Raw genomic sequence first — 19,788 nt, 5'->3', positions numbered from 1 at the left:
GTAACGACTGCTGCACCAGCAGATATGACGGCACCGACCGCAATGGCGGCAGCCAATCCTAAGACCCATCGCCCCGGCATAGCCAAGGCTGTGGAGACGGCCGTATCAATACAATCCGGGTGCAACCCTGAACGGTCAACTCATTTGCAGCTGCCCGGACGCGATGCTGGCGTGTTCTCGGACAGAGTTTCTGTGACTTGAACTTTCCCCTCGTCGAGTAACGCAAATAACTCCGCCACCCAGTCCGAGAACGCTCGGACGCGGGCGTTTAGCTCGCGCCCGCCCGGGTAGACCAAGCTGAAGGTTTGAGCGGGCCGGGTCCAGTCGGGTAGCACTTCGCAAAGACTGCCATTGGCCAGGTACGGTGCTGCTGCGAATCGGAAGGTCTGGCCCACGCCCAACCCACACACCAGCGCGTGGACGTGCGCCGTGCTTTCATTGCATAGCACACCGCCCTCGGGTTTGACCAGAATGGTCTGTGCGCCGCGATGGAATTCCAGCGCAAACGCACGGCCGGTCAGTGAAGAAAAATAGCTGGCGAGTTCGTGGCCGGCTTTGCCTTCGCCGTTGCCGACCAGTTCGTCTGGATGCTTTGGCTCGCCTCGCAGGCGAACATACTCCGCGCTCGCGCAGGTCACCCAACCCAGTGAGGCCAGCCGCCGCGCCACCATGCTGGTGTCAGGCAGTTCCCCGCCCCGAATGGCGCAATCGACGCCATCGCCGACCAGGTCGATAGGTCGGTCGCTCACACCCAGCTCCAGGCGCAGGGATGGATAAAGCGCTCGAAACCTCGGGAGTGCCGGCAGCAGGATGCGGTGGGCCAGTACCGAACCGACATCGACACGCAGCCGACCGCGCAGTTGCACACGCGAGCCTTTAACGAGTTGGTCCATTTCCTCGACCTCTGCGACCACCCGCAGCGCCCTCTCGTAGTACGCCGCACCCTCGGCCGTCACCTGTACCTTGCGTGTGGTGCGCCTCAGCAGTTTTGTGCCCAGGTGTCGCTCGAGGTCCTGCACCAGCTTGGTCACGGTCGGCCGAGGGATGTTCATCAGGTCGGCGGCCTTTGAGAAACCACCGGATTCGGCGATGCGAAGAAAGACTCGAAGGGCAAGGAGTTGGTCCATATCCGCTCGCATTATTCATGGGCATGAATTATGTTGTAGCCGTCAGCTACTTTATTCATTGATTCAGCGCAATCAAACTTGAGCCATCAACCACACACCGGAGAAAAACATGGCTCAGAAACTCGCAGGCAAGGTCGCAGTCGTCACAGGCGGAACATCGGGCATCGGCTTGGCAGCCGCCAAGGCGTTCGCAGTCGAAGGTGCGGTCGTCTACATCACCGGCCGCCGCCAGGCCGAACTGGATGCTGCTGTTGCCGCCATGGGCTCGTCGGCCGTCGGCGTCCGGGCCGATTCGTCTCGACTCACAGACCTCGACACTCTCTATGCCGCCATCGCTGCCCAGCACGGTCGCATCGACGTGCTCTACGCCAATGCCGGCGGGGGCTCGATGCTGCCCTTGGGCGAGATCACTGAAGCGCACTTCGACGAGACTTTCGACCGCAACGTCAAAGGCGTGGTGTTCACCGTCCAGAAGGCGCTGCCGCTGCTGGAAAAAGCAAGTTCAGGCGCTTCGGTGATCCTCGCAGGCTCCACCACCAGCATTCTGGGCACGGCCAATTTCAGCATCTATAGCGCCACCAAGGCCGCCGTGCGCAACCTGGCGCGTAGCTGGGTGCTGGACCTGAAGGGCAAGGCGATCCGGGTCAATACGCTGTCGCCCGGTCCCATCCAGACGCCCGGCTTGGTCGAGTTAGCTGGTCCGGACCAAGCGCAGCAACAGGGCCTGCTCGACTACATGAGCAGCCAAGTGCCGTTGGGTCGGGTGGGCCAGCCCGAGGAAATCGCCAAGGTCGCCGTGTTTCTGGCATCGGATGACTCGTCCTTCGTCAATGGCGTCGAACTGTTCGCCGACGGCGGCCAGGCCCAGGTCTGATCTCGGCAATGACCCTCCGGAGAACACCATGAACACTGCGCCCGAACTACTTCGTACCTACCTTGCCGGCATCCAGTCACCGGCAGAAAGCGCCGCCCTCTTCGCACCCGATGGCGTACTTGAACTGCCCTGGGTAGGGGCTCGCGCCCAGGGACTTGCAGCCATCGAACGGCTGATTACGGGACTGCTGGGCAAGGTACCGGGCTTCGGATTCAAGAACATCCGTTTCTGGATAGAGACGCCCGACAGGACGTTCGCCGAATACGACGTAGAGGCACCGCTGGCGGCAGGGGGCCAGGTCTACCGGCAAACCTATGCGGGGCTCCTCATTGCGGAGAACGGAAAAATCAAACTGCTGCGCGAGGCCCTTGACACCAAGGCCGCTGAAGTTCTGCACGCGTAGGCAGTTGGAGCCAAAGGTTCCAACCTACCTGCCCGGACCGAGTGTGCACGGCTTGTCCCGCGCGCTCCTGCAATCCATACTGAGCCCATGCTTCCGTTTCATCACGTGCTCGGTTTCACGCTGTTCCCGAAGGCCTGCAAAGCTGGCGAAAAGTGGGTTGGTGTCATTGACATCTTGGAGCGCGATGGACGGCTTCGCCATTTGCCTTCCATCGAGGAATGGGACACTGAGAATGCTGCTGTCGCGAGTGCGTGCATCGACGCGGCAGGCATCGCGAACAGCATTCGAGGCGGCACCTGACCCTTGCGGGTCGAGGCTTCGGAGGCGAACGCAGCCGTCTGCGGAATTTAGCCCGCGTATTGGGTTTAGACGACAGGGCACCCCAATGGAGCAAGTCGTTGGGCGTGAATCGCAGGTCAGCTGGGTGCTCAGCCGCAGCTTGTTGCACGGAGCCTGTTCACGGTACAACCTTACGGCGCAAACGTCGTTCGCTACACCGAGTTAAAAACGAGGTGAGGCTGTTCCCCTGGCCACTGGTATTTAGGAGAGTCTCCTGTGAGCCTGGACTCTAAAACACCCACCTCAGCAGAGTTAACTACGCGCGCATTCGCGGGCGCGCGCAGGGGTAGTGAAGGCCGCTCAGTGGCCAAGCAATGCCAGGGTGGCAGCATCCTTTTGGCCGTCACAGTATTTCTGCAAGACTGCCTCGAAAACGGTCGACTCGGGCGCCGCTTCAGCGAACAACGTCATCGACGACCATAGCTTCATCGCATCTGTGGTGCCGAAGATCTCGAGGGTGGAACGGTCGTCGACCTGGAGGATGAGTTCACAGCATTTTTTCAGCCGCAAACCCAACACCGGATGCTGCCAGTACGCGAGAGCCTCAGCCCTGCCAGCCAAGCCGAAATACTGGGCCGTCGAGCTCCGACCGAGCGACTGCAGCTGCGGAAAAATGAACCACATCCAGTGCGGCTCTTTTCGTCCCGCGGCCAGCTCCTCGCAGACCTCCGAATAGATAGGCTCCTGCGCCTCGACAAAGCGTTCAAGTGACTTTTTCTTGGGGTCCATGGCATCTCCGTCGTTGGTCAGTCTGGTGAGCCTGGCAGAGAAACGTCGGTCGATACAGGCGCCTTTGGACGCGCCTTCGCAGACAGGCGATCCGCTGGGAACATGCGCATGAATTCCAAGCTTTGTTCAGGCGGCGCGTCGAGCCATGCATCATAGAGGCCACGCGGCAAGATGGTCACCATTCGCTTGTCCTGCAGCTCGATTGGACGCTTCGGGTGCGGTCTGTGCAGCTGATTGAAGATCGGATGCGCATCGGCATTCAGCGTCAGCATGGTGAAGCTGTAGGCCCAACTGCCATCAGCGGCCTTGCGCCGCTCTTACAGACCTGCGATACCCAGCAGTAAGCCATCGGCTCGTGTGATGCGTGTCGGTACGGCCTTACCGCTGCGCCAGTCCGGCTCGTAGATGGCCTGCGCTGAGATGATGCAGTGCTGCGCTCGCTTCCAGGCGTCCCGGAACGCCGGCTTCTCAGCCACGGTCTCCGAGCGCGCGTTGTAGTGCGTTTCGCGATGCTGTCGTCCTTCGCCCAGAACGGGATCAGCCCGAAGCTTCCAACATCGACTTGCAGCGGTGGCACCGCTTCGTCTCCAGCATCGGCTTCCGGGGTGCGGCGAATGAACGGAGCGGCGTAGCTAGGCCAGACCTTCGGCTTGTCCCAAGCGCCCGGGATTGCCGCGGTGGGGTAGTTCGACTGAAGCAGCTGCCTCAACGGGGCTTCGTAACGGCTGCACATGTCATGTAGGCGGAACGTCGGCAACCACACCGCCATCACTGTCGCCGACCGGGTCAGCAGACTCGTTTTCGTAAGCCTGGTCATCAGCTGCGGCAAGGGCCAAAGTGCCGGCGTTCAGGGCTGTTTCGTAGTCCGTAAAGACATCATCCGAGTGGCTGTGTGGCTCGAATGCTAGTGCAACATCGCCCGGCTGCAGAAGCTGCCACCGGAAAGATCCGGCATCGTCAGAGATGACTTGAAGGGCGTGGCTTTCCATGAAAACTCCGGTTGTTTTCAAAGTCTGAGGCTCATTACGACCTGCACCGTGACCAACCGATACGCGTGTATGGGCGGAATCCGCCTGCCGTCTCCCTGCGCGCGTTTCCGCCGCTTCCGTAACGGGTCAGTCGGGTCGGCTCTGTTTCCACTCGATTTTTAGGGTCCCACTCCGAATCACCACTCGTAAGGGCCATTCACGCGACTCGTAGGAAGTGCCCCATATGTCACCCATGCGGAAGGATGAAGAACAAAGGACGGCGGAAAGGAATCGGTCAAATCGCATTGCGCCATTCTGCCCAATCACTGTATATTTGACCAGTGTTTTAACTTTTGTGAGTGAGGCCGATATGGACGACACCATCACCGACTCTCCCTATGTGGTCAGCCTCGAAGGCGGGGAGTCGCTACCTTGCGAACAACGAATGCGTGCTGAGACCCGGTACTCCGCGGCGCTGGAAAAGGCGCTCGGCGGCGCTGAGCAGGTTGTGGAAGCCTTCGCTGCGTTTCAATCAGCCGCTGACTCAGAGGAGGCACCTCGCGCAGAGGTGGCAGCTCTTGCAAGCTCCTGGCAGCGCGCTTGCAATACCGCCCAGCAGGCAGGCGGTCGCGAGCTCGGCGAAGACCTCGATGCCTATTTCGAGATCCGCCTGACCTGAGCGGCAACGCTGCTGTCCTGCTTGTCCACTTGACGCATGAGCCTCGCTCTTTTGCCGGGGCTCCCGGTCCCCATCTCTCTGCTGCCGCTAGTGTTGCCACTGGCCGAGTACACGGTCCAGTGTGGCTTTCCTAGCCCAGCGGACGACTTCAACTGCAGCCGCATCGACCTGACCGAGCAGTTAGTTCAGCATCCACAGGCGACTTTCCTACTTCGCGTGCGCGGCGACTCGATGAAGGAGGCCGGGATCTTCGATGGTGACGTGCTGGTTGTGGACCGAGCACTGCGGCCAACCCCCGGGCACATCGTTGTCGCTGTTCTAGACCAAGGCGATTTCACGGTGAAGTATCTGCAGAGGCGTGCTGGCCATGTTCGCCTTGTTGCCGCCAACCCGACGTACCCAGACATCGTTCCGCGGGAGGGTCAGACCCTTGAGATTTGGGGAGTAGTGACGGCCTCCATTAAGCAGTTCCGCAAATGAGCGCGCCACTCTTTGCATTGGTCGACGGGAACAACTTCTACGTGTCTTGCGAACGCGTTTTCCGGCCGAGCTTGCGCGACAAGCCCGTGGTCGTACTCTCGAACAACGACGGCTGTGCGATCTCGCGTAGTAACGAGGCCAAGGCCCTTGGCATCAAGATGGGGACTCCATATTTCGAGATCCGGGACAAGCTCGAAGCGGGCTCGGTTGTCGTGCTGTCCAGTAACTACACGCTTTACGGAGACCTGAGCAATCGCATGATGAGCTTGGCCGCGGGTTTGGGGCCGAGCCAAGAGATTTACTCCATCGACGAGAGCTTTATCGACGTCAGCGGAGTGCGGGACGTGACTAGGCGTGCGGTCATCGTTCGGGGACGAATCCTCCAGTGGATAGGCATCCCGTGTGGCATCGGCATTGCTGGCACCAAGACCCTGGCGAAGCTAGGCAATCACGTGGCGAAGACCGCCGAACGCAAGCCTGGCAGCTACCCCGATGACCTCAAGCAGATCGCCAACTTGGCCGCACTGCCAGCGTCGGACATGGATGCCGTCTTAGCGGCAACTGAGCTAGGTGATATCTGGGGCATTGGCCGGCGGATCGGTGCCCAGTTGCAGGCCGACGGCCTGAAGACAGCCCTGGACGTCGCACGGCTCGATACGGCCATGGTGAGGGCCCGGTGGGGCGTTGTGCTGGAACGCACAGTGCGGGAGCTGCAGGGCCAACCTTGTGTCGACATGGAGACGCAGCCTGCGGCCAAGAAGGAAATTGCGAGCACCCGCAGCTTCGGGCGAACGGTGACGGACATCGACCAGTTGGTCCAGGCCGTGACCGAGTTCGCCCAACGTGCCGGCGAGAAGCTTCGCAAGCAGGATAGCGTTGCCGGTCAGGTCGCCGTGTTCATCCACACCAGCCCTTTCCGTCGGCAGGACCAGCAATACAGCAAGGCCACTGTTGTTCCTCTGCGCTCACCAACGGCCGACTCAGGCCTCCTGGTGCAGGCGGCCGTCCGTGGGCTGCAGAAAATCTTCCGGCCCGGCTTCAACATTGCCAAAGCTGGGGTGCATCTCCTGGACCTGCAGGACGGTTCAATCGAGCAGGGTGAACTGGACCTGGGCGAAGGCGTTGAAGACAGAGCGCCCCTGATGCAGGCAATGGACGAGCTCAACGACCGGTACGGTCGCGGCACGGTTGCCATGGCCAGTGCCGGCACCGGCGGGGCAAGGCGCAAATGGCTGACGAAGGCCGAGCGCAGGACGCCAAACTACACAACCTCTTGGGACGAGATGCCTCTGGTCTTAGCTTAGACGCGAGCTGCACACAAGGACCAACACATATGAAGGTGTACCTCGCCGGCTTTGACGTCTTCAAGCCCAACGCAGCATCGGTTTTCGATGCGCTGTGTGCTGAGGCAAGGGAGCTGGGCCTCACGCCACTGGCACCTGTCGACTGCGACCCGGCACCTGCTGGCGCAACGCCGTCCGAGGTTGCACAGCACATTTACCAGTGCAACCTTGCGAAGCTGCAGGAGGCTGATGCGGTCATCGCCAACCTGGCACCATTCCGCGGCGTAGAGCCGGACTCGGGCACGGTGTTTGAGGTCGGGTTTGCCATTGCGCGAGGCATCCCTGTGGTGGGGTATGGCCTTCCTGCTGCGACCTACGCAGATCGGGTCGAAGCTGCTGCAGTCACTGGCTGTGAACGCGATGCCGATGGCCATCTGCGGGAGACAGGGTCGGGAATGCTGGTCGAAGACTTCGGCCTACCCATCAACCTCATGCTCGCATGCTCGCATGCTCCGCGCGGTGGCAGTCGTCAGCGAGCGAAGCCCTCCATGCCCTGGCGGGCAACCGCCCCGGTGTGCTCCACGGACCTTAAGAAGAAAAAAACCCACCGCTCAGCTTTATCAACCAGCGCGCGCGAGTCCACTTCTGCGCTCGGGCCGAACATCGGTCGTAGTGGCCAGGGAGGAACCGCGGGAGGTCCACGCGCAACCTTATCGTTCGCAGATGGGCCGAACCCTCGAAATGTGTATGCCAGTGCAACCGGGCCTTTTTGACGCAGAGCCACCCACGCAGGCGATCCCTGGGCTGCTGTACCAGGCTGACTTCCTTACCATCGCCGAAGAGACCAACCTGCTCCAGGTGGTGAGTAGCCTTCCGCTGCGTGCTGCCCTGTACAAGCAATACACGGCCCGCAGGCGCATCGTGAGCTATGGAGGCTCATACGACTTCGATACGAACACCCTCAAACCGGGCGAAGCCCTGGATGCACGGCTGCTGCCCCTACGAGCGAGGGTCGCAGCGTGGCTGGACGTCCCTCCTGAAGACCTGGTGCACGCGCTGGTGGCGGAGTACGCGCCAGGGACACCTCTAGGCTGGCACCGGGATGTGCCGGACTTCGAGGTCATTTGCGGCGTCTCTCTTGGTGGAGAAGGACGGCTTCGCTTTCGGCCCTACCCGCACCGGCCTGGCGACTCGGCAGTCAGGCCCGTGGAGCTGCTCGCGCAGCCGCGGTCCATTTACAAGATGGAAGGTGCTGCCCGGTGGCAGTGGCAGCATTCCGTCAGCCCGACCAACCAACTGCGGTGGTCCATAACATTCCGGACCGCTGTCTCGAGAAGGCGGTGACGCGCTTGAGGCCTCATTCGAAGCAGACCTCGCAAGTGCTGGCGAATGTTGAAGCCGCTTTGGCGCCGCAGGTTCCGGTAACGAAAAGCTGCTACAGGTGCGTGTCTATGTCGACGACGTTACCAACTGGCCTGCATTCGACCGGCTGTATGCGCTCTGGGCCAGAGCGTCCCGCTCTGCCCGGGCCGTGATTCCGACCGGAGCTCTGCATTTCGGACTGAAGGTCGAAGTTGAAGTGACCGCCCTCATGTGACGGCGGCCCGAGAACGTTTACGGACGAGGTCAAGCGGCAAGCGGTGATGCTGGTCAAGCAACCTAGGGCGATGGGCCGCATGTTGCGAGGGACCTCGGCATCGAGGCGAACTTCAGTGTGTACGCCTTCATGGAAGGTGTCCTACATCGGAAACCTGCAACAAATCAACCGAAGGCGCTCGCGTGGTGCATGCTGAGGTCCTCTCAACTGGACCGGGGCCAAAAATGTCTGACAACAAGGAAAATCGGGGACCTGCAGACCGCACTCGCATCAACGTCAATGAAAATTACGAGTTGGCCTACTGGACGAAGAAGTTCGGTGTCGACGCCGACACCCTGCGCTCTGCGGTGAAGGCAGTGGGCGTCAGCGCTACTGCTGTTGAACAGCATCTTCAGTCCAAGAAATAGGCCATCGCCATGGCTGCCGCCGAGAAGCTCGACCGCTACAAGGCAAAGCGCAACTTTGCGATCACCAGCGAGCCAGCTGAAGGCGGCACGCACGGTGTCGATGCATTGAGTTTCGTGGTCCAGAAGCACTGGGCGACTCGGCTGCACTACGACTTCCGTTTGGAGCTGGACGGCGTGATGCTCAGCTGGGCCGTGCCCAAGGGCCCTAGTTACGACACCGCCGACAAACGCATGGCGGTCCACGTCGAGGACCATCCGATTTCCTACTCGTCGTTCGAGGGAGAAATCCCGGCGAAACAGTACGGGGCGGGCAAGGTCATCATCTGGGACAAGGGCACCTGGCATCCCATTGGCGACCCCGCGCGGGGCTACCGGGATGGAAACCTGAAGTTCGAGCTTAGGGGGCACAAGCTGCTGGGCAAGTGGGCCCTGATCCGCATCAAGAATAGGCGCGACTCTAAGCAGGATGCTTGGCTGCTCATCAAAGAAAAGGACGCCTATGTGAAGCCGTCTTCCGAGTTCAGCGTCGTGGATGAGTTTCCAGACAGCGTTGCGGGCTTGAATCTCCCAGCGTCGAAAACCGAGAAGTCGACGACACCCTCTGCTGAGTCCGAGCCTCGAGCAGACGCTCCAGCAGCAGCCATACCTGACACCCTCGCACCCCAACTGGCCACTCTTGTTGACGGCCCGCCGCATGAACCGGAAGGCTGGCTCTACGAAGTGAAGTTCGACGGTTACCGCCTCTTGGCCAGGGTCGACGGCGCAGACATTAAGCTCTTCACACGCAACGGAAACGACTGGACGGCCAAGCTCAAGGGCCTATATGGCAGCTTGAAGAAAATGAAGCTGCCTCAGGGGTGGTACGACGGTGAGATCGTGGTGCTCAACGACAAGGGTGTGCCCGATTTCGGCGCTTTGCAAAACGCGTTCGACGCAGTGAAGACCGCGGAGATCGTCTACTTTGTGTTCGATGCTCCCTATCTCGACGGTAGAGACCTACGGGCCCTACCGCTGACCGCGCGCCGCGATCTCCTGTCGGCGGCACTCGCAAAGCGTCCGTCGGATGCCGTGAGGTTCAGCGACGTCTTCGACGCGCCGCCCGAGAGCATCGTGACCTCAGCGTGCCAACTCGGCCTCGAGGGAATCATCGCCAAACGCAAGGACTCGGTCTACCGCTCATCCCGGTCGGCAGACTGGATCAAGTTGAAGTGCAGCCACCGGCAGGAATTCGTGATCGCCGGCTGGACGGAGCCGAAGGGTTCGCGACGCGGTATCGGGGCATTGGTGCTGGGTGTGCACGACGACAAGGGCAAGCTGGTCTACGTCGGCAATGTGGGGTCCGGCTTTAACTCCAAATCCTTGCAAGACGTTCGGGAGAAGCTGGACAGCGTTGCGGCATCAACCTCGGCCTTCGCCGAAAAACCGGCGATGGTCGGCAAGCCGCACTGGGTCAAACCGACCTTGGTGGCGGAGGTCACGTTCGGCGAATGGACCGGCAGCGGCCATATCCGGCACTCGGTGTTTCACGGACTGCGAACGGACAAGGACGCTTCGGCAATCATCCGCGAGAAGGCCGTGAGCGCGCCGAAAGGTACAAAGGCCAAAGCGGCTGCGCCCAAGACGAAGGCGTCGCAGCCGCCATCACATGCTTTGTCCACAAAATTACGCGTGACCAACCCGGACCGGGTCATCGACCCGAGTACCGGCATCACAAAAGTGGAACTGGTCCGCCATTACGCCCTGATCGGCACGCTGATGATGGAGCACCTGAAGAATCGGCCGGTCTCGCTCGTGCGGGCACCTTCGGGCGTCGACGGGCAGCTCTTCTTTCAAAAGCACGCGGAGACAGAAAAGCTACCCGGAATCCGGCAACTTGACCCGGCCCTCTATGCGAGCCATCCGGCGATGCTGGAGGTTGCGGAGAAGGAGGGACTGCTGTCCGCAGCGCAGTGGAACGTCGTTGAGTTCCATACCCTCAACACTGTCTCGACGACTTTCGAGTTTCCAGACCGGCTGGTGTTCGACTTGGACCCTGGCGAAGGGGTCTCCTGGACTGACATCCAGAAAGCCGCCAACGTGATGCACGTCTTCCTCGACCAGCTGGGACTGCCTTCGTTTCTGAAGACCAGTGGCGGCAAGGGGCTGCACGTGGTCGTGCCCATCAAGCGGCAGCATGAATGGGATGTGGCCAAAGGGTTCTCACAAGCGGTCGTGGACCATCTGACGAAGACACTGCCCCAGATGTTTGTGGCGAAGAGTGGGCCGAAGAACAGGGTCGGCAAGATCTTCATCGACTACCTGCGCAATGGACTTGGCGCCACGACCGTCTGCGCCTGGTCGGCGCGTGCCAGGCCAGGTCTCGGTATCTCGGTGCCCGTGTCATGGGATGAGCCGGAGTCGTTGCGCGGTGGCGATCACTGGACGATCCGCACTGCGCAGAATCGGCTCGACAAGGGTAACGAGCCATGGGCGGGCTACGCGAAGGCTGCCAAAGCGCTGACCAAGGCAATGAAAACCTTGGGTTATCCGGCCTGAATGCCAGAGCTTCGCTGACGTCTGCACAAGGTGTTTGCCGCGCAATAAGGCGCAAGTGCAAAAGTACGGTCGGGTTTTGAATTGGAGACCAGCATGAACGTGAAGTACGTTGTTTCGATTGGAGGCGAGCTCCTCTACTTCGACGAGAGTCGTCAGCCAGCACAGCCTCTTTCCTCTGATAGTGGCACTGTTGCCAGGAAACCCGAACTGCAACTTCTGCCGCCAGCGCAGCACCCCGCGTCCGGATCGGAATGGGACGAAGCGCTTGCGAGCTACTCGGCCGAACAACGCCAGGCTGCCGAAATCAGCCAGGTGCTCTGATCGCTCACCACAACAAAGGACCCATCATGACCAGCGAAAAATCTACACCTCCCACCGGCGGCGCAGAGCCAGATCTCATCGACTCGTCCTCGGACCAGTCCGTTTCTGAGTGGGCTAAAAAGCTCGACTCGACGGCAATGCAGATTCGCGAAGCGATTACCCAGGTCGGCAATCGCGCGACTGACGTAGAGATGCACCTGAAGGGTACTCGCAGCACCACGAATGACGACCGCGTGGACGAGGCTGAAAGCGCCAGCGGCTCCGACCAGGCTTCGGCAACTTGACCCATGCATGAAAGGCAGCAGAAACGCTCCTTGAGTCAACCGGAATTAGGCAGAATCCGCCATGAACAGGTAGCTCGAGGAAATGGCTGTTGCTGGGCCTACCTCTAACCACCGACTCCGGACCGTGGCGCGGCAACCTACCGTCAACAGCGGGACTGATTCGATGAGTCGTTCTGTAAGGAGAAGATATGGCTTCCTCTGGCATGGCTCCCACGTCCACCCGGACGGTCTGGAAAGGCGCGATCAGCTTCGGCTTGGTCCACGTTCCCGTGGGTCTGTACTCTGCTACGACGACCACCGGCATCGACTTCGACTGGTTGGACAAGCGTTCGATGGACCCGGTTGGCTACAAACGCATCAACAAGAAGACGGGCAAGGACATCGCCAGCGAGCACATCGTCAAGGGGGTGGACTACGGTGACGGGCGCTACGTGATCCTGTCGCCAGAGGAGATCGCGGCCGCCTACCCAAAGACGACTCAGACCATCGAGATTGAGACCTTCGTGGATGCCAACGAGGTGCCGTTCGTCTACCTTGAGAAGCCGTACTACCTGGCACCCATCAACCGGGGAGAGAAGGTCTACGCGCTGCTGCGAGAGGCGCTTAAAAAGAGCAACAAGGTCGGGATCGCGAAGGTGGTGATTGCAACCAAGCAGCATCTCGCCGTGCTCATCCCGTGTGGTCCGGCGCTCATCCTGAACCTGTTGCGCTGGGGCGGGGAAATCCGCTCGACCGAGGCATTGAAGCTGCCGCCCAACAATGCCAAGGAAGCCGGCATCCGGGACGCCGAACTCAATATGGCTCTCGAACTCATCGAGGACATGAGCCAGCCCTGGGACGCGGACCAGTTCCGCAACTCGTTCGCTGACGAAGTGATGAAGCTGATCGAGGAAAAAGCCCAGTCAGGCGAAATCCATGCGGTATCGAAAGTGGATGACGAAACAGCGCCACAGGTTGGCGAAGTTGTAGACCTAACTGCCTTGCTGCAGCGCAGCCTCCAGCGGAAATCGGGCCACGAGCCAACCCAGTTGAGCATGGTCGCGCCGGCTCCGAGCAAGTCTCGAAAAACGGCGGTAGCATCCAAGGCAAAGCCTGCAGTCAAAGCGCCGGTTGCCCCAGCGAAGAAGGATGCCGCAAAGCTTGCAAGTGTGGCGACGGGCAAGGCTCGCCCGAGTCGAAAGGCTGCCTGACACTGCTTCTCGAAAGCATGTCCGCTGCTGCTCTCAACGCGTCAACGGCGCTCTCATGCACGTCCAAGCCGCCGGCGAGCATCAGATTCATCGGTAGACCGAAGTCCTCGACCGCCATGCCGTTCTCCACCTCTCGCAGGCAACCATCCTCATTTCTTTTGCATTCGATGACCGCGCCGACACGCGACGCGTAACTTTCGCGGGAACCAGTGCGGAACGACCTCTTACGACGCGATGCTGTGCAGTTGCGCTTCGGGAATGAGGTTGTGGAGATAGGGGCCAAACACTTCAGGCAACACCTCCATCATTGGTGTTAGTTTTGTTCCGAGGACACATGCCCGGATGTCCTTTACGAAGTCAGGCACACCGATATCTCTGATGACTTCGATGAATCTACCGGTCGCCATACCGCCAACCATGTCCCGCCGAAACACGTTCGGGGCGGTCGGACCCTCGGCAAAACGGCGCACATCTTCAACCTGTTGCGCCGAAATCGGCATCAAGCGTACGTCGAGTCGGTCAGGTTTATAAATCCCAAGTTCGATGCGTCCGGCCGCAACGCAGTCATCGAAGAACGCCCAAGTTGTGGGATCGCTGAGATTCATGACGTAGGTCAGCAGCGTGCAGCCAAAGAAAATCTGGACCAAAGCGACCTTCGTGTCGCCAATATGGACCGCGCCGAGACGCGAGCCCCTGGTAGGGACCTCTAAGACCTCGATGGATTCAGCGGCGGGAAAGCAACCCGCGAGCATTGGTGCACGATCTTGAGCGCGGGCTGGCCCCGCGTAGTGGTCACGAAGGGCAGGGGAAACGATCTCAGCGCACGGCACGTAGAAGCGGCCGAAGGTGGCTTCGCCGTGAGGGGCAAAAGAGGTTTGGCTGGAGGAAGTCGGGAAGTTCATATCGGGTCCTTTTCAACGAAGCGCAAAGCGGCTTCAGACCCGTGTAGAGATGCTCTTCCAACCCCTAAACTTACCGCTGATCAGTGCGGTGTCGTTTGTTTACCTTACAGCAGCCGAGCCCACCGCCCGTCGAACTCGCCCTGCTGGCCAAGACCTCATTTGGGGCTCAGCCAGGATGCATCGCCCGAGCTCCAGCGCAGACCCTCTCCCCATGATGTGATTCGGTCCACTTAGAGCCATGGCGGGGAGCCACTGCCGGCAAGCCTGCCGCCACCTTCGCCACACGCACCGCATCTTGAACGGCGGCTGGTCCGGTCCCAACGCGCAGGTGAGCGGGGTCTTGTTGCTTGTGCTCAAACGGTAAGGCCAGTCCAAGCATGCTGCGGCAGCGTTGGTGAATCGTCAGCGTATTGACCGTTTAGTACGGTGCCATGCTGCGCTTCAAAACCTTGCCGAAACAGGCCGCCGTCACCCCCTTCAGTCAGCCCTCCCGGTAGCGCTCACCTGGGGCGATCTTGTGCCGTCGCTACACGAAGCAGGTCGACGCCCTCGAAGCATGGGTTTCGAGAGCAGCGCCGGCCTGAGGCCATAAAAAAGGATTGTTATGCCGATACATCAGCTCCCACCTCCACGAGTGCCTGGGCGCCGCCCGGACACAACCGACACGGCACAAGGGCGAAAACGAGTTGCCGACGATGCGCCGTTGTGGGGCTACTGCTTCGACCGCGAAAGGCTGAAGCAACCTGGCGGTTTTCTCATCGCCGCAGTCTACGGACGAATGGCGCAACTCGGTCTGTCCGAGCACGTTGCTATCCGAGACTACCTAGGATTTTCCGTCGGGTATGTCACTCTGATCGCGACCGGCAAGAGACGTGCAGCGGAAGCCAGCGACGCATTTCTGGACGCCGTCAGTGTTTTTCTGGGCGTGCCGCGGATGGCTGTGGATATTTTTGCAGCGCGCGTAGAGCCAGAAAAATTTGTCGCACTACAGGCCCTGCTACCGCACGAAGTTCCACGCGCCATTCGGTACATCAATGAAGACATTGACTGGGGCATTCGGTTCGGTGTGACTTTCGACAGCTTGTCTCTTGGCCAGCAATTCGCACTGGTGCGCATGTACGAGGCGCTCACCGGCAAGAAGCTGATTCAAGAAGAGTTTCAGCTAAAGGAGTTCATCACCGTCCATTGGCCGGCCTTGAACAACGCCAGAGACGCACTGCTGAACGATTCGGCAGGCCCTGACAGGACATAGTTCATGATTGAATGCACCTCGCTTTGCGGGGTGCATTTTTCATTTGGCGCCTCGTTCCGCATTAGGCCTCGGCTCAGTCCTTCGGTGTGTAGCGGCTACGAATCGGACGGCGCTTTTTGAATGCTGGGTCCAGTTCCGGCGCTCTCAGGTGCTCGCCGCCCTCGGTCGACCAGCCGTCCTCGTCAGTCCACTCACGATAGGCTGCAGCGTTTTTAGCAAACGTGTTGCGTGCCTGGTGCCACTTCGCTAATGCGGGCTTCCCGCCTTGCGCCAGGATGATGAACTGCCGCTCGAACTGCGGTGCAACACGCTTTGCATACCTGGCCCCGATGTCGGGTCGCTTCAGGTCAGAGTTGGCAGTTCTATAAACGCGTTGGAGGTCCTCCAGGTACAAGCTGTTTGCCCGGAACTCATTCCAACGCGTAGGCATCGGAAAGCCGAACTCAGCGAACCTCGTGCGGATGCGCTCGTGCGTCGGCGCATCTAGAGCAATTTCGTCGTCGACACTTTCGTTGGCCGCGTGCTCCAGCGGGTAGCGGTCGATGCAGGAGGGGTGCGCGATGATGAGGTCGGCCAAACTAGCGAAGCCGCTGAGCCAGCTCTCAGTGCGCTGCCGCGCGACCTCATCATGCGCTTGAGGGCGAGCACCGACCACCGGAGGTCGGTGGCGTTTCGCAGGTGCTGTGCCAGTGGGCCCATGGGTGCCGAACGCTACCGCGATGACTTTGCCAGACTTGACTTTGGCCAGGGATTTTTTCTCAGCTGCCTTACGGGCTTTCTCTTGCGCGAGTTGGGCCGCGAAAGACACCGTGAATGCCTCGAGAAGTTTGTCGCTGACCATGGCCTTCGCGGCAACAGCCACAGGGGCCGGTTTGGCGGAAGAGCGAAGACGGGAGGTTGGGGCGGCGGTGACTTTCTTCATTTGACGCATTCGTTCGTTGGGCAGCTCGCCGGCGGCAAGTTGTGCTGACCGTCTAGCACCGAGGCTCAACCGTAAAGTTCCGTCGGAGGTCCTCTTTGCCTAACCTTACCGTTGAGTTTCAACCTGGCAGCCGAAGGGGGATGCATTCCTCTCGGCCGCGAGCGTTCCCCGTCGTGGCAGATTGCTCGGCTTAGCGGGCCGGCACGGCTGCCAGTGCCGGCGGGCGAACAGAGCACCCTGCGACCTGATGCCAGCCGTCGGGTATGTCGAGCCGGACCCCCAGGCCGCCTTGTTTTTTGCCGCCCGGCCGCGCTACCGAGCGACCACCCTGCCCTCCCCTACCGATTGGTTTTGTCGGGTTTTCGTGGCGTGTCACATCAGCCTGGAGTGCCAGCGGGAACACCGAGGCTTCGCCACCCCCGAGATGCGCACGGACTTGTCGCTCGGAGAAAACAAGTTCTGGAGAGGCCCTGCCGCCAGCGACATATCGTTGGATGCTGCGCAGACTCTTGCCCACCTGGGCGGCAATGGCCGGTAAAGTCCACCCGCGTTGAAACAGCTGCTGCGCTGTCTCTTTCGCTAACTGAGCTTTCTGCAAGTACTCTTCGCGCGGCACACAATCTCGACGCCGTCTCACCGCGGTCATGCGCTCGCGCTGCCGCCGCCTCTTTTCCGCCGGGCCAATGATCGTTCGGAGGCACATCTGCTCTTCGGGGGTGATGCTGAGCGCCGAGATGATGGCCTTGTTGCTGTGCGTGTACCGCGCCGGCATCGGCCGACCTTTCCAATGCGGAGCTTCGCCACAGTTGTCCTGGTTGGCTTTCGACATGACGGTGCAGACGCAGTTCTCGAACTCAGCATCTGTCCAGCGCGGAACGAACTGAGCCCTAGCCGCCGCGAGTGCTCCATCGAGCTCGTCTCCAGGTGACGCCAAGGCGCAGAAGCTGGCTGCAATAAACATATAGGTGTTGCGCTGGCCTGGAGGAGCGCCATGGACATGGCCCCGCAACCGCAGCAGCGTCGACAGGTCTATAAGACGGTCACGGGCTAAAACTTGTCGGTTGTGCCCCGCAAAACCCGGACGCTTTAATGCTTCGGGAGTTGTCTGGGCGGAGGGGTTTCCGCCGCCTCGAAGGCGCTTTGCTTTGTCCTTCTGTTGACGGCGGCGCGTACGCTTGTCTTCGCGAATCACCATGCGCTCGCGCTCAAGTTCGGATCTCAGTCGGGGCAAGATGGCATCGGCGAGGATGTCGAAGTCATATCCCACTGCGCCTGTCGTCAGCAGGACACCGCCCTGCGCCACGAGCTTATTGACGTAGATGACTTGCGCAACCCGGCCGGTTTTGGCATGTCGACTTCCGACTAAACGCAGAACCCTGGTTGGGTCCAGGCAATTCGCATCGGCACCGACGTGCGCCAGCGCGCGCTGGAGCTGCCGCATGACAGCCTGCCAACGCGGCAATGCCTTGCCGGGTATAGGCGTCGAGAAAATCCATTTTGCTTGCAGACCCCGGCCGGAGCTGACTACGTGGCTCGGGCGCGGGATGCCCGCCAAATCGCACGCCTCGTGCAGGACCGTCACGACTTGCTGGTCGTGCAAGCTCGCCAGCACCGGGATTCGGTAGGCATCGATATCCAAGAAGAGGCCCGGTATCCACGCCAGAAACCGCTTCCTGCCCGACCGACGACGGAACGTAGCAATGGACACAAAACGTTCCGGTGCCGCCGGTTCCGCTGCGAAGTAGCGCAGCGCTTCCTCGAAGGTCATCGCCTCGCGCTGCCGGGCAGCGCCCTTGTGCCACACACTCAAGAAGTTTGCATGCGGAACCACCGGATGACACAGCCGCAGCTCCGCGATGCGTGCGTCGCGCCACGCATTGTCGTCTGCTGCCTGATCGAAAAGCTCGCCCTGCATCGCTCTTTCTGGGGTTCGGCCAAATCTGGCTCAGATGACGCTGAGCCGTTCCGGCGCGCTTGCACACCGGGCTTCATAGAGCTGTATAGGGCGTCGTTTTATCTGGGCTCCAGGCATGCCGAGCGCCCGCGAGCAGCGCGCTGCGAGGCTTCCGTCGTGGAAGTGTTCAGGTCAGGAATACAGCGCTGACGCCCAGGCCGCCCAACGATCGTCGTGCCCTGCTCCATTGCCCTTGCAGCGACTAACAAGTCTTCCTACACCGGCCAGGACCTGTAATTCCTGTCGTGGGATCGCGATCAACGCCGCACGTCGCGTAGTGGCGGTGTGGACGAGCCTTGCGATCCAGTGAACGGATCACGACGCACGCAAGACGCCAATGGATCTTCTCGCTTGGCGCACACGGGGACCACAGCCCACGCGCAGAACTTCAAGCCGCGATCAGGGCGCAATAACTAAAGGCGCTATACGCCGGGTGAGGACATCTATCACCTGCCAGGTCATATCAAAACGGCACCGGAAGTCCATCACGTACCCCCCTCGACACCGCACCGGCATCGAGTACTTCACCCAGCCAACGCATCCCGAAATATCTTGAACATGCAACCCACTTCCCATGACATGACCACCTCTGACGATGACGCGCTCCGAATTCCGGATCGGGTCAACGCCTTCGATTCCGACCAAAGTTTTGCGCAATGGGTCAAGGGCATCATCAACCTGCAAAACTCAGCGGTGCATGGGCAACGCATCCGGCGCGGAATGATCGGACAGTTGGAGCGCGGCTACCAGGTCGGTTCTCCACCCTTCGGGTACCAGTCGGTCAAGGTCATCAACGAATCGAACATGGCTTGCTTGACGTGGCAGATCGTCGAGGAGCGCGCAGATGTTGTCCGCAGGATTTACGAACTCCGCCGTCACGGTGCTTCCGCAGGCCAGATTGCGAAAGAGTTGAATGGCCAGGGAATCCTGCCGCCTGCGGATCGCCGCTGCAAAGCGACCCCACGCTGGAGTCCCGTCACCGTCCGGCACATCCTCGCTAATGCAATCTACAAAGGCATTCTCGTCTGGAATGGCTCGGAATCAGCGCGGGCGGCCGCAGCCCGGAAACGCATTGCTTTGCATCCATGCTTTTTCGAGCGGCCTCTGCTGCGCCTGGTGACGGACGAACTGTGGGGCGCTTGCAACCCCTCGAAAACATCGGTGCGTGGTCACGACAGCCAACCTTGAGTCCACCCGGTCTCGACGGGCAGTAGCCAGCAGATTGAGAGTTTGCGGCGTGCCGCAAGCTTGCCCTTACGTCTGGCCATCGGCCATTGCCTCACTGACATTCTCGAGAGCGGCCTTCTGGTCGCTCCCGTTTAGGTCGGGTACTAGAAAAGTGGGCCCGGATGCGGAGCGTGGCCACCTCCCCTCCAGTCGAGCATGCGATCGGTATTGCACGGACCGTCGGCAGCGACCGTTCTGCTGCTGCCGGCACGTGAACGTTCGGCCAAAGCTTTGAGCACACCCCGTTTGGAAGTGGCACTGCTTCGTACCAGGACAAACCATCCAGGCATGAACGCGTGCCGCATTGCGCAGAGC

21 protein-coding genes and 2 pseudogenes are annotated in these 19,788 nt (G+C 60.6%); 16 read left to right on the top strand and 7 right to left on the bottom strand.

Annotation, left to right across the window (positions count from 1 at the left end):
- Positions 1-140: 140 nt before the first annotated feature.
- Entirely contained in the window at positions 141-1,127 is a 987-nt protein-coding gene (locus AC3ANW_RS23460) for a LysR family transcriptional regulator (RefSeq protein WP_488345681.1), read from the bottom strand.
- Between the two features lie 109 nt (positions 1,128-1,236).
- Between AC3ANW_RS23460 and AC3ANW_RS23455 the strand changes: the two genes are divergently transcribed.
- From AC3ANW_RS23455 to AC3ANW_RS23445, 3 genes are all read left to right on the top strand, one after another.
- Positions 1,237-2,001 (top strand): SDR family oxidoreductase, encoded by a 765-nt coding sequence (locus AC3ANW_RS23455; RefSeq protein WP_488345680.1) that lies wholly within the window; start codon positions 1,237-1,239, stop codon positions 1,999-2,001.
- Between the two features lie 28 nt (positions 2,002-2,029).
- Positions 2,030-2,404, top strand: a complete 375-nt coding sequence (locus AC3ANW_RS23450) for a nuclear transport factor 2 family protein (protein ID WP_488345679.1) — start codon at positions 2,030-2,032, stop codon at positions 2,402-2,404.
- An 87-nt stretch (positions 2,405-2,491) separates the two neighbouring features.
- A complete protein-coding gene (locus tag AC3ANW_RS23445; RefSeq protein WP_488345678.1) occupies positions 2,492-2,704 on the top strand; it encodes a hypothetical protein in 213 nt (70 codons plus the stop codon).
- 339 nt (positions 2,705-3,043) lie between these two features.
- Here AC3ANW_RS23445 and AC3ANW_RS23440 read toward each other — a convergent pair whose 3' ends face one another.
- The 3 genes and pseudogenes from AC3ANW_RS23440 to AC3ANW_RS23430 form a co-directional block, all read right to left on the bottom strand.
- Complete coding sequence (locus tag AC3ANW_RS23440) at positions 3,044-3,472, bottom strand: DUF1810 domain-containing protein (protein ID WP_488345677.1); 429 nt, start codon at positions 3,470-3,472, stop codon at positions 3,044-3,046.
- 17 nt (positions 3,473-3,489) lie between these two features.
- A pseudogene (locus tag AC3ANW_RS23435) lies at positions 3,490-4,205 on the bottom strand (SOS response-associated peptidase).
- Between the two features lies 1 nt (position 4,206).
- Positions 4,207-4,461 (bottom strand): hypothetical protein, encoded by a 255-nt coding sequence (locus tag AC3ANW_RS23430; RefSeq protein WP_488345676.1) that lies wholly within the window; start codon positions 4,459-4,461, stop codon positions 4,207-4,209.
- 349 nt (positions 4,462-4,810) lie between these two features.
- On the opposite strand from AC3ANW_RS23430, the gene AC3ANW_RS23425 reads away from it, so the two are divergent.
- From AC3ANW_RS23425 to ku, 11 genes and pseudogenes are all read left to right on the top strand, one after another.
- Complete coding sequence (locus AC3ANW_RS23425) at positions 4,811-5,119, top strand: hypothetical protein (RefSeq protein ID WP_488345675.1); 309 nt, start codon at positions 4,811-4,813, stop codon at positions 5,117-5,119.
- Between the two features lie 36 nt (positions 5,120-5,155).
- Positions 5,156-5,599: a LexA family protein gene (locus AC3ANW_RS23420; protein ID WP_488345674.1), complete on the top strand. Its 444-nt coding sequence runs from the start codon at positions 5,156-5,158 to the stop codon at positions 5,597-5,599.
- Positions 5,596-6,903 carry a Y-family DNA polymerase gene (locus tag AC3ANW_RS23415; RefSeq protein WP_488345673.1) on the top strand — a complete coding sequence of 436 codons (1,308 nt, stop codon included), beginning with the start codon at positions 5,596-5,598 and terminating at the stop codon, positions 6,901-6,903. Before AC3ANW_RS23420 ends, AC3ANW_RS23415 begins: the two co-directional genes overlap by 4 nt.
- Before the next feature lie 29 nt (positions 6,904-6,932).
- Positions 6,933-7,655: a nucleoside 2-deoxyribosyltransferase gene (locus AC3ANW_RS23410; RefSeq protein WP_488345672.1), complete on the top strand. Its 723-nt coding sequence runs from the start codon at positions 6,933-6,935 to the stop codon at positions 7,653-7,655.
- The gene (locus AC3ANW_RS23405; protein ID WP_488345671.1) at positions 7,606-8,226 is read left to right on the top strand and encodes an alpha-ketoglutarate-dependent dioxygenase AlkB; all 621 of its coding nucleotides are present in this window, start codon (positions 7,606-7,608) and stop codon (positions 8,224-8,226) included. The genes AC3ANW_RS23410 and AC3ANW_RS23405 overlap by 50 nt, the downstream gene beginning before the upstream one ends.
- A 23-nt stretch (positions 8,227-8,249) precedes the next feature.
- Positions 8,250-8,479: pseudogene (locus AC3ANW_RS23400) on the top strand (RidA family protein); the annotation flags it as partial.
- Between the two features lie 224 nt (positions 8,480-8,703).
- On the top strand, positions 8,704-8,886 hold the full coding sequence (locus AC3ANW_RS23395) for a DUF3606 domain-containing protein (RefSeq protein WP_488345670.1): 183 nt from the start codon (positions 8,704-8,706) through the stop codon (positions 8,884-8,886).
- A 9-nt stretch (positions 8,887-8,895) separates the two neighbouring features.
- Positions 8,896-11,421 (top strand): DNA ligase D, encoded by a 2,526-nt coding sequence (gene ligD, locus AC3ANW_RS23390; RefSeq protein WP_488345669.1) that lies wholly within the window; start codon positions 8,896-8,898, stop codon positions 11,419-11,421.
- A gap of 93 nt (positions 11,422-11,514) precedes the next feature.
- The gene (locus AC3ANW_RS23385; RefSeq protein WP_488345668.1) at positions 11,515-11,742 is read left to right on the top strand and encodes a hypothetical protein; all 228 of its coding nucleotides are present in this window, start codon (positions 11,515-11,517) and stop codon (positions 11,740-11,742) included.
- Positions 11,743-11,768: 26 nt separating this feature from the next.
- On the top strand, positions 11,769-12,026 hold the full coding sequence (locus tag AC3ANW_RS23380) for a DUF3606 domain-containing protein (protein ID WP_488345667.1): 258 nt from the start codon (positions 11,769-11,771) through the stop codon (positions 12,024-12,026).
- A gap of 188 nt (positions 12,027-12,214) precedes the next feature.
- The gene (gene ku / locus AC3ANW_RS23375; protein WP_488345666.1) at positions 12,215-13,216 is read left to right on the top strand and encodes a non-homologous end joining protein Ku; all 1,002 of its coding nucleotides are present in this window, start codon (positions 12,215-12,217) and stop codon (positions 13,214-13,216) included.
- A 224-nt stretch (positions 13,217-13,440) separates the two neighbouring features.
- On the opposite strand, the gene AC3ANW_RS23370 is transcribed toward ku, so the two are convergent.
- The gene (locus AC3ANW_RS23370; RefSeq protein WP_488345665.1) at positions 13,441-14,118 is read right to left on the bottom strand and encodes a hypothetical protein; all 678 of its coding nucleotides are present in this window, start codon (positions 14,116-14,118) and stop codon (positions 13,441-13,443) included.
- A gap of 778 nt (positions 14,119-14,896) precedes the next feature.
- On the opposite strand from AC3ANW_RS23370, the gene AC3ANW_RS23365 reads away from it, so the two are divergent.
- On the top strand, positions 14,897-15,370 hold the full coding sequence (locus tag AC3ANW_RS23365; RefSeq protein ID WP_488345664.1) for a hypothetical protein: 474 nt from the start codon (positions 14,897-14,899) through the stop codon (positions 15,368-15,370).
- 73 nt (positions 15,371-15,443) lie between these two features.
- On the opposite strand, the gene AC3ANW_RS23360 is transcribed toward AC3ANW_RS23365, so the two are convergent.
- Both AC3ANW_RS23360 and AC3ANW_RS23355 read right to left on the bottom strand, forming a co-directional pair.
- A complete protein-coding gene (locus AC3ANW_RS23360) occupies positions 15,444-16,292 on the bottom strand; it encodes a hypothetical protein (protein ID WP_488345663.1) in 849 nt (282 codons plus the stop codon).
- A gap of 190 nt (positions 16,293-16,482) precedes the next feature.
- The gene (locus tag AC3ANW_RS23355; protein WP_488345662.1) at positions 16,483-18,207 is read right to left on the bottom strand and encodes a hypothetical protein; all 1,725 of its coding nucleotides are present in this window, start codon (positions 18,205-18,207) and stop codon (positions 16,483-16,485) included.
- Between the two features lie 618 nt (positions 18,208-18,825).
- Between AC3ANW_RS23355 and AC3ANW_RS23350 the strand changes: the two genes are divergently transcribed.
- Positions 18,826-19,434 carry a recombinase family protein gene (locus AC3ANW_RS23350; RefSeq protein WP_488345661.1) on the top strand — a complete coding sequence of 203 codons (609 nt, stop codon included), beginning with the start codon at positions 18,826-18,828 and terminating at the stop codon, positions 19,432-19,434.
- Positions 19,435-19,788 lie beyond the last annotated feature (354 nt).

It is taken from the genome of Xylophilus sp. PBN-3R (assembly GCF_057747805.1).
The sequence above is the reverse complement of the archived record's forward strand: the minus strand, read 5'-3'. Positions and strand labels throughout refer to the sequence as shown.